The 12858-nt window shown below is 72.0% G+C and carries 11 protein-coding genes; 7 read left to right on the top strand and 4 right to left on the bottom strand.

Going from position 1 to position 12858, the window contains the following annotated elements:
• The first annotated feature begins 100 nt into the window (after positions 1 to 100).
• The 7 genes from NQZ70_RS16080 (at position 101) to NQZ70_RS16110 (ending at position 8027) form a co-directional block, all read left to right on the top strand.
• Positions 101 to 1105, top strand: a complete 1005-nt coding sequence (locus tag NQZ70_RS16080; protein ID WP_129574989.1) for a beta-ketoacyl-ACP synthase 3 — start codon at positions 101 to 103, stop codon at positions 1103 to 1105.
• 147 nt (positions 1106 to 1252) lie between these two features.
• A complete protein-coding gene (locus tag NQZ70_RS16085; RefSeq protein ID WP_129574990.1) occupies positions 1253 to 3439 on the top strand; it encodes a glycoside hydrolase family 3 N-terminal domain-containing protein in 2187 nt (728 codons plus the stop codon).
• Positions 3440 to 3532: 93 nt separating this feature from the next.
• Complete coding sequence (locus tag NQZ70_RS16090) at positions 3533 to 4384, top strand: SDR family NAD(P)-dependent oxidoreductase (protein WP_129574991.1); 852 nt, start codon at positions 3533 to 3535, stop codon at positions 4382 to 4384.
• A gap of 25 nt (positions 4385 to 4409) precedes the next feature.
• Positions 4410 to 4796, top strand: coding sequence for a hypothetical protein (locus NQZ70_RS16095; RefSeq protein WP_237245344.1), 387 nt, complete (start codon positions 4410 to 4412; stop codon positions 4794 to 4796).
• Between the two features lie 258 nt (positions 4797 to 5054).
• Positions 5055 to 5813, top strand: coding sequence for an SDR family NAD(P)-dependent oxidoreductase (locus NQZ70_RS16100; RefSeq protein WP_129574992.1), 759 nt, complete (start codon positions 5055 to 5057; stop codon positions 5811 to 5813).
• Between the two features lie 239 nt (positions 5814 to 6052).
• Positions 6053 to 7048: an aldo/keto reductase gene (locus NQZ70_RS16105; RefSeq protein WP_129574993.1), complete on the top strand. Its 996-nt coding sequence runs from the start codon at positions 6053 to 6055 to the stop codon at positions 7046 to 7048.
• A gap of 715 nt (positions 7049 to 7763) precedes the next feature.
• A complete protein-coding gene (locus NQZ70_RS16110; protein WP_129574994.1) occupies positions 7764 to 8027 on the top strand; it encodes a hypothetical protein in 264 nt (87 codons plus the stop codon).
• Between the two features lie 51 nt (positions 8028 to 8078).
• Here NQZ70_RS16110 and NQZ70_RS16115 read toward each other — a convergent pair whose 3' ends face one another.
• The 4 genes from NQZ70_RS16115 to NQZ70_RS16130 form a co-directional block, all read right to left on the bottom strand.
• Complete coding sequence (locus tag NQZ70_RS16115; protein ID WP_165373985.1) at positions 8079 to 8849, bottom strand: substrate-binding domain-containing protein; 771 nt, start codon at positions 8847 to 8849, stop codon at positions 8079 to 8081.
• Complete coding sequence (locus NQZ70_RS16120) at positions 8768 to 9094, bottom strand: hypothetical protein (RefSeq protein WP_165373986.1); 327 nt, start codon at positions 9092 to 9094, stop codon at positions 8768 to 8770. The genes NQZ70_RS16115 and NQZ70_RS16120 overlap by 82 nt, the downstream gene beginning before the upstream one ends.
• Before the next feature lie 372 nt (positions 9095 to 9466).
• Positions 9467 to 10816: an RNA polymerase sigma factor RpoD/SigA gene (locus NQZ70_RS16125; protein ID WP_165373987.1), complete on the bottom strand. Its 1350-nt coding sequence runs from the start codon at positions 10814 to 10816 to the stop codon at positions 9467 to 9469.
• Between the two features lie 303 nt (positions 10817 to 11119).
• Positions 11120 to 12763: a ribonuclease J gene (locus NQZ70_RS16130; protein ID WP_129574997.1), complete on the bottom strand. Its 1644-nt coding sequence runs from the start codon at positions 12761 to 12763 to the stop codon at positions 11120 to 11122.
• Positions 12764 to 12858: the final 95 nt, after the last annotated feature.

Here is a 12858-nt window from a genome sequence, read left to right on the forward strand (position 1 = left end):
ATGTACCCGAGCGCGTCCGCGACTCAAGCATTCCGTGTACCGGGCCCGGCGCGCGATCGCCCGTCCCAACCCGCAGCCCATGATGTAGGCTCCGCTTCCAATGACGTCCGATGCCAGAAATCCCCGCGCGCGCATCCTCGGCACAGGCCGCTCCCTGCCGCTCGCCGCCCCGGAGGGCGAGGCGCACGCAGGCGCGCCGCCAGCGGACGGCGCCGCGGCCGACGCGAGCGCGGGCGACGCGCGGCGCCGCGGCGCCGCCGGCGAGACGACGAGCGACCTGGCGACGAGGGCGGCGAAGGCGGCCCTCGACGCGGCCGGCCTCGGGCCGCGCGACCTCGAAATGATCATCCTCGCGACATCGAGCGGTGACGCGCCGATGCCGGCGACCGCGGTGTACGTGCAGCAGAAGCTCGGCGCCGAGCTCATCCCGTCGTTCGACCTGTCCGCCTCGCTGACGGGCTTCCTCTACGGGCTGTCCGTGGCGAGCCAGTTCGTCGCGGCGGGGACCATGAAGCACGTGCTCGTGATCGGCGCGGACCTGCTCTCGCGCCGCCTGGATCCGCGCGACCGGGCCTCGGCCCAGCTCTTCGGCGACGGCGCCGGCGCGGTCGTCGTCGGCCCGGCGGCCGGCGACGGGCGCGGGATCCTGAGCGTCAGCCTCCGCGCCGACGGGAAGAGGGCCGACGTGCTCCAGGTCCCCGGCGGCGGCTCCGCGGAGCCGCTCACGGTCGAGCGGCTCGCCGACCGGCGGCAGTACCTGCGCGTGAAGCAGCCCGAGCTGCGCCAGGCCGTGGAGGAGCACCTCGGCGCGCAGGCGCTCGCGGCGCTCGCCTCGGCCGGGCTCGCGCCCGCGGACGTCGACTGGGTGATCCCGCACCACGCCGACGCGCAGCTCGCCGCGCACCTCGCCGATCGCCTCGGGTGCCCGCGGCAGCGCGTCCTCGGCGCGCTCGACGGCGAGAGCGCGGCCGGGGCCAGCGCCGGCTCGGTCGCGATCGCGCTCGACGAGGCGCTCCGCGACGGGCGGATCTTGCCCGGGCATCACGTGCTCTTGTGCGCGCTCGGCGGCGGGCTCACGTGGGGCAGCGCGGTGGTCCGCATGTGATTGACCGCGGCGAGGTCGCCATGTGATCTGACCGCGGCGAGGCCGACCGTGGCCCGCCCGGCGCGCCCGTTGCGTTGCCCGTTGCGTTGAAGGAGCGCGCGCTGCGCTTCGCAGAACGGCGGCTCGAGGAGTCGCTCAGGAGGACTCATGATCGACGCTCCCCTTTACAAGGACGCCAAGCAGCCCGTGGGCAAGCGGGTGGAAGATCTCCTGAGCCGGATGACCCTGGATGAGAAGGTTGGCCAGCTCATGCAGCTGGACGCGCAGGGGGACCTGGAGGACGCGATCGGGCGCATGAAGGTCGGCAGCCTCCTGCACTGCAACGGGAAGGACGCGGACGCGGCGATCGAGCGCGCGCTGAGCACCCGGCTCGGCATTCCGGTGCTGATGGCCGACGACGGGATTCACGGTCATTCCTTCTGGGCGGGCGCCACGATCTTCCCGACGCAGCTCGGCATGGCGTGCAGCTGGGACACGGGGCTCCTGGAGAAGGTCGCCCGGGTCACCGCCGCCGAGATGCGGGCCACGGGGCTCAAGTGGACGTTCTCTCCGGTCCTGTGCCTCACGCGCGATCTCCGCTGGGGCAGGGTGGGGGAGACGTTCGGCGAGGACCCCTACCTCATCGGGGAGCTCGCGTGCGCGATGGTCAAGGGCTATCAGGGCAAGGGCCTCGACGATCCGGACGCGGTGCTGGCCACGGCCAAGCACTACGCGGGCTACTCGGAGACGCTGGGCGGCCGCGACGCCTCGGAGGCGAACATCTCGCAGCGCTACCTGCGCTCGTATTTCTTGCCGCCCTTCGAGAGGGCCGCGCAGAGCGGCTGCATGGCGTTCATGACCGGATATCAGTCGATGGACGGGATACCGGCGACCGCCAACCGCTGGCTGCTGACCGAGGTCCTCAAGGAGGAGTGGGGCTTCGAGGGGATCGTCGTGACCGACTGGAACAACGTGGGCAACCTCGTGCTCGACCAGAAGGTCTGCAAGGACATGGCCGAGGCGGCCACGGTGGCGATCCGGAGCGGCAACGACCTGATGATGATGACCCCGCAGTTCTACGAGGGGGCGCAGGAGGCGGTGCGCCGCGGGCTCCTGGCCGAAGCCGAGATCGACGCGGTGGTGCGGCGCGTGCTCTCGCTCAAGTTCTCCCTCGGGCTCTTCGAGGACCCCGGGTACAGCAGCGAGCGGCGGATCAAGGAGGTCATCGGGTGCGAGGCCCACCGGGCGCTCAACCTGGAGGTGGCGCGGGCCTCGCTGGTCTTGCTGAAGAACGACGGCTTCCTGCCGCTCGCGGACGGCGCGGGGCCGAGGCCCCTCCGGCGGATCGCCGTGATCGGCCCTAACGCGGACGACCCGATCGCCCAGCTGGGCGACTGGTCGCTCGGGTCGGGCCAGATGAGCGGCGGCAACGGCCCCGAGCACCCCCGCTCGAGCATCGTCACGATCGTGGACGGGATCCGGGAGCTCGTGCCGCCGGGGTGCGAGGTAGTGCACGCGGCAGGCTGTTCGGTGGTCGGCGAGGACGAGTCGGGCATCCCCGCGGCGGTGGAGCTCGCCCGGGGCGCCGACGCGGTGGTCCTGGTCGTCGGGGATCGGATCGAGTTCATCGGCGAGACGAGGAGCACGGCGACCCTGGAGCTCATGGGCGGGCAAAGGGCCCTGGCGGACGCGATCGCCAGGACGGGCGTCCCCACGGTCGTGGTCCTCGTCAACAGCAAGCCGCTCGTCCTGCCGCGCTCGGTGCTCGGCGCGTCGGCCATCGTCGAGGCGTTCAATCCGGGGATGATGGGCGGGCGAGCCGTGGCCGAGGCGCTCTTCGGGCGGATCAACCCCTCGGGCAAGCTGACGATCTCGTTTCCCTACCACGTGGGCCAGCAGCCGGTGTTCTACAACCAGGCCCGCGGTCAGCACGGCAGCCGTTACGCCGACCTCACGCAGGAGCCGGCGTTCGCCTTCGGTTTCGGCCTGAGCTACACGCGCTTCGCCTATGCCGACCTGAAGGTCCTGACGCCCAGCGTGGGGCGAGACGGCGTGGCCTCGTTCGAGGTGACGATCACCAACGCTGGAGAGCGCGAGGGGGTCGAGATCGCCCAGCTGTACGTCGAGGATCTGGTGACGTCGTCCACGTGGGCGGTGAAGGAGCTCAAGGCGTTTCGCCGCCTGAGCCTGGCCGCGGGCGAGGCGCGCACGGTGCGGTTCGAGCTCCCCGCCTCGGCGCTGTCGATCATCGACGCGGAGGGGCGCCGCGTGGTCGAGCCGGGGGAGTTCCGCGTCCACATCGGAGCCTCGTCCCGGCCGCAGGACCTGCTGAGCGCCGGCTTCGCCGTTGCATAGCTGCGCGCCGACCTCGATCCAAAAGGCCGCGTGTTAGCATCGCTCGCGCGGCCAGCGCCGGGGAGGCCCCGGCGCTCGAGGAAGCGAGGGACGATGACGGCGAAGCGGGTGGCGCTGGTGACGGGCGCGAGCACGGGGATCGGCCGGAGCGTGGCGGAGGCGCTCGCGCGGAACGGCTATGTGGCCTTCGCGGGCATGCGCGATCCCGAGGGCAAGAACCGGGCGGCGCGCGACGAGGTGGCCGCCTTGGCGGCCGCCGGCACCCCGATCGAGGCGGTCGCGCTCGACGTCACGGACGACGCCTCCGTCGCCGCCGCGGTCGCGACGGTGGTCGAGAAGACGGGGCAGATCGATGTGGTCCTGAACAACGCGGGCAACGGCCTGATCGGGCTGACCGAGTGCAGCAGCGTCGATCAGCTGCGGCGGCTCTTCGAGACGCACGTCTTCGGGGCGCAGCGCGTCTGTCGCGCCGTGTTGCCGCACATGCGCCGGCGCAAGACGGGGGTGCTCGCCTTCACGTCCAGCGTGGGAGGGCGCATCCTCATGTCGAAGACGGCGCACTACTGCGCGGCCAAGGCCGCGATGGAGATGATGGCCGAGGGCTACAAGATCGACCTCGAGTCGTTCGGGATCGACGTCGTGATCCTGGAGCCGGGGCTGGTCCACACGAAGCTCTTCCACAACACCTGGCCGAACGACGACGAGGCGCGCTCCGCCGAGTACGGGGCGCTCGACGGCGTGACGCGCGCCACGCTCGAGATGGTCAAGACGCTGAAGGGACCCGACCCGGCGGAGCTCGCGGACGTGCTGCTGAAGCTCCTCGAGATGCCGCACGGCCAGAGGCCGCTGCGCACGACGTTCGGCATGGACGCGGCGCTGATCGGCCCCGTGAACGCCGCCGCGGACGAGGCCAGGCGGGCGCTGCTCGCCATGTACGGGGCGTAGACGACCTCCGCGGGCCGGCGCCATCATGCTGAACCTCCTTCTCCAGCTCTCCCCGCGGCGCCCCGTCGTCCGCGTCGAGACCATCGAGCGGCGCGACTTCGACGACCAGCGCCTGCGCGAGCTCCACGCCCTCTCGAACGCGCTCATGGCCGAGCGCTTCGAGCACTTCTGCGTCCACGCCAGGACCAACGATGTCGTCCATGTCTTCCGCCGCGCCGACACGCGCGCGATCGTCGGATTCCAGTTCTGGAAGACCGCGCGCCTCGGCTTGCCTCGGAGCCGGGCCATCGTCGGCGGGAAGCTGCGGATCTCGCCCGACTTCCGGACCCGCGGGCTGCACCTCTCCTCCGGCCTCCTGTCCATGACCCGCGCGGTCGCGAGGAAGCTCCTCCGGAAGGCCACCCCCGGCTGATCCAGCCGCGCGGCGCGCGGGCTGCTCCGCCCGCAGCACGGCGGAAGCAGCCTGCTGCCTGCGAAGCAGGCGGGCGCCGGGCCCGCTGGCGTCGCGGGCGCCGCCCGAAGGCGCGCCGGAACCAGGACCGGGCGAGGCGCGCGCTCGCTCCCCGGATCGAACGTGGCGAGACGAGCATGGAACGAGACGTGCCCCTGCGCGGCTCCCGCCACGTACGAGGCCGCAGGCGTCGTGTCTGCGAAGGAAAGGGAGCTGATCGTGGATCTCGAACTCACCGGCAAGCGGGCCATCGTCACCGGCGGCAGCCGCGGCATCGGCAAGGCCATCGCGCGCGAGCTCGCGCGCGAGGGCGCCGACGTCGTGATCGCCGCGCGCGGCAAGGACAAGCTGGAGGCGACCGCCGCCGAGCTCTCGGCGGAGGCCGGCCGCCGCGTCGTCCCGCTGGTGGTCGATACAGGCGACGAGACCTCGGTCAACACGCTCGTCGAGCGCGCCGTCGCCGCGCTGGGCGGCGTGGACATCCTGGTCAACAACGCCGCCTTGCCGGGCGGGATCTCGCCCGCCACGCGCCTCGATCAGATCGTCGATGCGCAGGTGATCGAGGACATCAACATCAAGGTCGTGGGCTACCTGCGGACCGCGCGCGCCGTCGCGCCGCACCTCATCGCGAACGGCTGGGGCCGCATCATCAACATCGGCGGGCTGGCCGTGCGCAAGACCGGCCGTCCGGTCGCCACCCTGCGCAACGTCGGCGTGGCGGCGATCACGAAGAACCTCGCGGACGAGCTGGGCCCGAAGGGGATCAACGTCACGGTCGTGCACCCCGGCGCGACGCGCACCGAGCGCGTCCGGCCCGAGCCCGAGAAGGACCTCGCCGCCTCGGTGAGCATCGGCCGCATCGTCGACGCCCGCGAGGTCGCGTGGGTCGTCGCGTTCCTCGCCTCGCCGAGGAGCGTCGCGATCAACGGCGACGCCGTCGTCGCCGGCGGCGGCAGCGTCGGGCCGATCTATTACTGATCTGCCCGCTCGGCTCGCGCGCCGAGCGGCGCGGGCCACCGACGGATCGACCACAGCGTCACGGAGAGCACGGGGATCTTTCTCTCCCTCTCCGTCTCTCCCTCCGTGCTCTCCGTGCCTCTGCGGTCGATCTCTCTCACCTTCACACCGCTTCACCCCGCTCGGCGTGCCCGATTGACGCACCGAGCCGCCCTGTCCAAAACTGTACGGGCCAACCCCCGAAGAACCCACGAAAGACCATGAGCATCCCGACCACCCGCCTCGGCCGTACCGGCCTCACCGTTTCTCGCCTGTGCCTGGGCACGATGACGTTCGGTTTCCAGACGGACGAGGAGACCTCCCGCGCCATCCTCGACAAGGCCGCCTCCGCCGGCGTCAACTTCCTCGATACGGCCGATGTGTACCCGCTGGGCGGCGGCCTGCCGACCGCCGGGCGCACCGAGGAGATCGTCGGCCGCTGGCTCAAGGGCAAGCGCGACCGCTTCATCCTCGCCACCAAGTGCGTCGGCCGCGTCGGCCCGAACGAATGGGATCAGGGCGCCTCGCGCAAGCACATCCTGGACGCCATCGACGCCTCGCTGCGCCGCCTCGGCACCGATTACGTGGATCTCTATCAGCTCCACTCCGACGATCGCGACACGCCGATCGACGAGACGCTGGAGGCGCTCGACACGGTGGTGCGCTCCGGCAAGGCGCGGTACATCGGCGTATCCAACTACCTGGCCTATCGCCTGGCGCGCGCGCTCGGCCGCGCCGACGTGCGCGGGCTCACGCGGTTCGTGTCCGTGCAGCCGCGCTATGCGCTCTTGTTCCGCGAGATCGAGCGCGAGCTGCTCCCGCTCGCGCAGGAGGAGGGCCTCGGCGTGATCCCCTACAACCCGCTCGCCGGCGGGCTCCTCACGGGCAAGCACCGCCGCGGCGAGCCCACGCCGGGCACGCGCTTCACGCTGGGCACGGCGGCGGGCAATTACCAGCAGCGCTACTGGAACGAGCGCGCGTTCGCGACCGTCGAGGAGCTGCAGCGCATCGTCGCCGAAGCAGGCCAGTCCCTCACGACCGTCGCCGTCGCGTGGGTGCTCGCCAACCCGGCGATCACCTCGGCCATCATCGGCGCCAGCCGGCCCGATCAGCTGGACGCCACGCTCGCCGCGGCCGAGCTCGCGCTCGATCCGCAGCTGAAGGCCCGGCTCGACGAGGCGACTGCGGAGTACCGCCGCGGCGACTCGCCGCGCTGAGCCCGCGCCTCGCGCCGCATCCAGCCCGCGCCGACGCGCGGCTCGCGCCCCGAGCGTGCCAATCGTTTCACTGCATCGGCGCTCTCCTTTCTGGGTCCCTGTCCCCCTAACCCGAGTTTTTCCCTCGACGGAGGGAGAGCGCGATCCTGCCGAGGACGCCGTGCGGAGGAGGCGAGCGGCGCCCGAGGCGGCTCGGTCACCCCTTGAGACCAGCACGCATGAGCTCGTCGAGATGATCTCGAAAGGCATCAAGAGCGTGCAGCTCAAGCCGCAATGGCGCTCCGTGCACCTCGTCCTGCTGAGCGACGGCCCCTCCGGGGGCGCGCGCGGCGACGCCGCGGCCCGCAAGCTCCGCATCTACGCGAGCACGAGATGGGCCACCGCGCGGTGCAGGTGCTCCACGACATGTCATCGAGGGGCGTCGAGGCGGCCCTGGCCGGGCTGCCCACGCGCGCCGGCTCCGGGGGAGGGGCCGCGCTGCGCTTCATCGACACCGGCATCGGCGTCGTGACCATCGAGCGCACGCCCTGGTCGCTCCCCCTCTCCGACTACCTGGCCCTGGACGCGAACCGCAAGGCGGCGAAGCGAAGGGAGCAGCTCCCCTACGAGAGCCGCGAGAAGGAGCTCCTCCTCGTCACCGTGGACGCGGGGAACGAGGGGTACCGCGAGGAGCGAGCCCCCCTCGACGCGAGGTCGATGATCGGGCGGGTGCTGGATGGCGGTCGTCGACGCCGCGTCGGTGGAGCACCTCCTGCGGGCGGCGCGGGCGGCGCGGGCGGCGCGGCTGCTCGGCGCCGAGGTCGTGCTCGTCGGCATCACGCCGGCGGCGGCGCGGCTGATGGTGGAGCAGGGCGTGGACCTCGGGAGCCTCATCACCCTCTCGACCCTGGAGCTCGGGTTCGCTTACGCGCTGTCGAAGACCGGCGGCCAGATCGTCTATCGCCGCTCACGCGCCTCCTGCCATTCTGAGCCGAGCTGAGCCGGGGCGGCCAGGAGTCGGACCGTCGAGCCCAGGCCGCCGGGGGACGGGCTACTTCTTCATCTCGGCGAGCGTGGCCTTGAACTGCGCGACGTTCTCCTTGTTGATCACGTCGACGCCGGTGTCGATCACCTTGCTCGGGGGGATGGCGGCGATGGCCGCGTCGCCCTTGGTCGCGAGGTCGTGGAGCCACTTGCTCCCCAGGTATCCGAACTGGAACGGCTTCTGCACGACGGTGCAGGCGACGGTGCCGTTCTCGATGCCGGCGAGCGCCGCGTCCTCCTCATCGAACACGGCCGGGAGGACCTTGCCCCTCTTCCCGAGCGCATCGACGGCGGCGGCGATGGCCGGCCCATTGTACGACCAGAGGCCGATCGCGACGTTGAGGTCCGGGTGGGCGTTGATGATGTCCTCCACGTTCGCGCGCGCCTTGGCGAGATCGGTGTTGTCCTCGCGCTTGTCGATGAGCTGGATGCCGCGCTGAGTGACCACGTCCTGAATGCCCTTAGGGCGCTGGGCCGCGTTGTCGACCGCGAACATGCCGACGAAGGCGGCCATCTTCCCGCCGTTCGGCAAGAGCTTCACGATCTCGTTGCCGAGCACCTTGTCGGCCTCGTAGTTGTTCGTGCCGATGTAGAGCAGCCGGTTCGACTTCGGGGCGTCGGAGTCGAACGTGATCAGCTCGACCTTCTCCGCGACCTTGTTGAGCACGGTCACCTGATCGTCCGGCGCCAGGACGCTCACGCCGACGGCGTCGTAGCCCTGGCTGGCGAGGCTCTCGAGGATCTGGTTCTGCTCCGTGGGCGTGCTGTTCTGCGGCACTTGATGTCCACTTGGATTTTGGCCTCTCGCTCGTATTTGTGGACGCCGGCGAACGCGATCTTCCAGAAGTCGCTGGACCCGTTCGTCACGAACGCGAGCTTGACGACCTCGGTCGTAGCCCCTTTGCCGGTGCCTTTGCTGCTGACCTCCTCCCCAACGCCCTGATCGCAGCCTGCGATCGACGCCATCGACAGCATGGCGAACGCTGCGCACGCGAGCTTCCAGAGATCCTTCTGATGATTCATGGCCGTTCTCCTCGGTTCGTCCGCGCCAAGCGTTCGATACGACGTCGCTGATCCGCGACATCGGTGATGCCCCGGAACGGTGCTAGCGACTCACATCGACGATGTCGCGACTCGTATGAACGACCCAGGCCGATCCTCGAGGCGACGCGCCGGGCCACCTGTTCCGGCATGGCGCGGGGGTGTGCGTGCCCACCAGCTCTGGAAAACAAGTGAGGCGAGGCACATGGGATGTGCGGTGCGAATCTCCTGATTGTGGGGTTGCTGCTGAGGATGTGTCCGCACGGCGGCTACGTGGTGCGCGCGAGGCGCACCGAGGGCTGGATCGGGAGCGCGCGGAGAGGCGGTGAATCGGGCCGTGTTGCGCTGCCGGCCCTAACCCCCGAGCGGGGTGTCGAGCGCCTGCCGGCGCGACAGCGTCCGCAGCTTGCTCAGGGCGTTCTCCTCGATCTGCCGCACCCGCTCCCGGCTCACCGAGAACATGCCCCCGATCTCGGCGAGCGTGTGCGTCTGCTCGCCGTCGAGGCCGAACCGGAGCCGCAGCACCTCGCGCTCGCGCGGGGTCAGCGACTGGAGCAGCGAGCGCACCTGCGTGTGCAGCCGCCGGTGGACCAGGAGCTCGTCCGGCGCCGCGTCCTCGCTCGCGAAGAAGTCGCCCGCGCGCGCGCCGTCGTCGTCCCCGGCCGGCGCGTCCAGGTACACGAGCGGCAGCGCCATCTCCCGCAGCGTCTGGATCTTCTCCATCGGCAGCCCGCTCCGCTCGGCCACCTCCTCCGGCGCCGCCTCGCGCGCGTGCTCCTGCTCGAGCTCCTTGCGCGCTTGCAGCGCCCGGCGCCGGGTCTCGGCGAAGTGGACCGGCACCTTGATGACCTGGCCCTGGTAGAGCAGCGCGCGCGAGAGCGCCTGCTTGATCCACCAGGTGGCGTACGTGCTGAACCGGTACCCGCGCCGGTAGTCGAACTTCTCCGCCGCGCGCATCAGCCCGAGGTTGCCCTCCTGGATCAGGTCGAGCAGCGGCACGCCGCGGTGCCTCAGCTGCCGGGCGGCCGACGCCACCAGGCGCAGGTTCGCGCGGACGATCTCGGCCCGCGCTCCCGCCGCCGCGCGGCGGGCGTCGCGCATCGCCGAGAGCGTCTCCTCGATGGCCGCCCGCGCGGGCCCGTCGGCCGCGGCCGCGGCCTCGCGCAGCGCGCGCGCGATCCGCTCCTCCACCGCGGGGGCCAGGCGCGCGTCGGTGAGCCCGGCCGAGAGCTCGGCCCGGGCCCTGCGCGACGCGGCCTCGCCGGCCTCGGCCACGGACCGCGCGCGCCCGAGCAGCCGCGCGAGCCGCGCCGACGCCGCGTCGCGCAGCTCCTCGTCCGCGTCCGCGTTCAGCAGCAGCTCGCCCGCGGTGATCCGCCCCGCCCGGAGGTCGTCCGCGAGCGCCGCGAGCTCGCGCAGCGCGACGGGCGACGCCGCCCAGGCCTCGATCCCCGCGCGCTCCGCCGACTCGATCCGCCGGCCGAGCTCCACCTCGAGATCCCGGCTGAGCGGCGCGTTGCGCGAGATCTCCTGCAGGTAGATCTCGGTCACGTCCTCGCCCGGCGGCGCGGCTCGCGCGCCGGAAGGCGCGTCCCACGGAGACGGCGAGGCCGCGCCGAGCCCGGCGTCGAGCTGCACCTCGTCGCGAGCGTCCCTCTCTTCCCTCATTGTCGTTCCGGTCTCGCCCGCCAGGAGCGAGCTCATGGGCTTCTCCTTCATCTCGATCGCTCCACCATGGGGCCGTGCCGCGGTGGTCCACCCGGCCGCGCGCCGGAGCGCGAAGCCCTGGAGGGCAATCCCCAGGAGGAACCACGAGCCGACGCCGGCCGTGCCACGGCAGAGCAAAGGGGCTCCGCCGGTCCCTGCACCGTAATCACTCGTTGCGCTCAGGAAAGGGCCCAGCGTGAGGAGATGGGGGATGGGCGCGCCTCAGCGCGCAACGCGGCGCCTGAGGCCCCCGGTCCGCCGCCGGACGCCGCCGCGCCCCGGCCGCGCGCCCGCGGCGCCTCACAGGAGCACGGCCAGGGGGAGCACGGCGGGGCGGCGCGACGCCTCGCGCCGGAACACCCGCCGCACGCCGCGGCTGAGCGCGTCCTCCAGCGCCGGCGCCAGCGTGCGCGCCGCCGGCGACAGCGCCGCGAGCGCGTCGCGCGCGCTCTCGAGCGCGGCCACGAACAGCGGGCCGCCTTCCTCGAAATGCGCCACCCCGCGCCCCAGGAGCTCGGGGCCGCGCAGGACCTCGCCCGTCTTGCGGTCGGCCACGACCAGCACCATCACGAGGCCCTGATCCGAGATCTGCTCGCGCTCGCGCAGCACGATCTCGGAGACGTCGAGCCCGCCGCGCGCGTCGAGCCACACGCGCCCGGTCTTCACCGCGTCCCCGAGCCGCATCCGGCCGTCCTCGACGACCAGCGACTCGCCGTCCTCGACCACGAAGACCCCCGACGCCGGCACGCCCATCCGGAGCGCCGTGCGCGCGTGGGCGAGCAGCATCCGGTACTCGCCGTGGATCGGGACGAAGTGCTCCGGCCGGACCGCGTCGAGGAGCACCTTCTGCTCCTCCGCCTGGGCGTGGCCGCTCGCATGGATCGGGTCGAGGCCGCGATCGAGCACCACGGCGCCGCGCCTCGCCAGGCGGTTGGCGAGCTGGCTGACGGCGATCTCGTTGCCGGGGATGGCGCGGGACGAGAAGATCACCGTGTCGCCCGGGTCGACCCGCAGCCGGTGGTGATCGCCGACGGCCATGCGCGCGAGCGCGCTGTTCGGCTCGCCCTGCGCGCCCGAGGCGAGCACGATGAGGCGCGCGGGCGGGAGCGTGGCCGCGGTGGCGTCGTCGACGAGCACGCCGGGGGGGATGGTCAGGATGCCGATCTCCTGGGCGATCCGCGTGTTTGTCGCGAGGCTGCGCCCGGCGAGCACGACCTTGCGGCCGAGCTGGGCGGCGAGGTCGAGGACGCTCTGGACCCGGTGGACGTTGGAGGCGAACAGCGCGACGAGGATGCGGCCCTTGGCCTCGCGAAACGGCCGGAGGAACCCCTCGGCCACCGCGGTCTCGCTCACCGACCAGCCGTCGCGCTCGGAGTTGGTGGAGTCGGACAGGAGGGCCGCCACGCCGGCGCGGCCGTACTCGGCGAAGCGGCCGAGATCGAGCCGCTCGCCGCCCACGGGGGTGAGATCGATCTTGTAATCGCCGGTGTGGATGAGGATGCCCTCGCCCGTCTCGATCGCGTAGCCGACCGCATCGGGGATGGAGTGGGTCACGCGCAGGGGCTCGGCGCGGAACGGGCCCGCCGTGAAGTGCTGCTGGGGCTCGACCTCGCGGAGCGGCACGTCGATGCCGTGCTCGAGGAGGCGCTCGCGCACGAGCCGGAGGGTGAAGCGCGTCCCGTACACGGGGACCGGGAACTCGCGCAGCAGCGACGGCAGCCCGCCGATGTGATCCTCGTGGCCGTGCGTCACGATCACCGCGTCGACCCCGCCCGCCTCGCGCACGTAGCTGAGGTCGGGGATCGCCACCTCGACGCCGAGCACCTGGTCGTTGGGGAACATGACGCCGCAGTCGACGAGCACGCGGCGGCCATCCTCCTCGATCAGCATCGCGTTCATCCCGACCTCGCCGAGGCCGCCGAGAGGAATGATCCGGACTCCCATGGGCGCGCAGCCTAGCACCGCTGATCCCGGGAGAGCCGGCTCGTCTGCTGACGTGGTGTGTGCGCCTGTGCTCCGGTCTGCGGATTGCCTCTCCC

It is taken from the genome of Sorangium sp. So ce836, from assembly GCF_028553905.1.
In the GTDB taxonomy this organism is placed as follows: Bacteria; Myxococcota_A; Polyangia; order Polyangiales; family Polyangiaceae; genus Sorangium; species Sorangium cellulosum_D.

Bases quoted from the DNA above. Each gene is read 5' to 3' on its own strand.
- NQZ70_RS16080 (WP_129574989.1), top strand. From the start codon at position 101: ATGACGTCCGATGCCAGAAATCCCCGCGCGCGCATCCTCGGCACAGGC.
- NQZ70_RS16085 (WP_129574990.1), top strand. From the start codon at position 1,253: ATGATCGACGCTCCCCTTTACAAGGACGCCAAGCAGCCCGTGGGCAAG.
- NQZ70_RS16090 (WP_129574991.1), top strand. From the start codon at position 3,533: ATGACGGCGAAGCGGGTGGCGCTGGTGACGGGCGCGAGCACGGGGATC.
- NQZ70_RS16095 (WP_237245344.1), top strand. From the start codon at position 4,410: ATGCTGAACCTCCTTCTCCAGCTCTCCCCGCGGCGCCCCGTCGTCCGC.
- NQZ70_RS16105 (WP_129574993.1), top strand. From the start codon at position 6,053: ATGAGCATCCCGACCACCCGCCTCGGCCGTACCGGCCTCACCGTTTCT.
- NQZ70_RS16110 (WP_129574994.1), top strand. From the start codon at position 7,764: ATGGCGGTCGTCGACGCCGCGTCGGTGGAGCACCTCCTGCGGGCGGCG.
- NQZ70_RS16120 (WP_165373986.1), bottom strand. From the start codon at position 9,094: ATGAATCATCAGAAGGATCTCTGGAAGCTCGCGTGCGCAGCGTTCGCC.
- NQZ70_RS16125 (WP_165373987.1), bottom strand. From the start codon at position 10,816: ATGAGCTCGCTCCTGGCGGGCGAGACCGGAACGACAATGAGGGAAGAG.
- NQZ70_RS16130 (WP_129574997.1), bottom strand. From the start codon at position 12,763: ATGGGAGTCCGGATCATTCCTCTCGGCGGCCTCGGCGAGGTCGGGATG.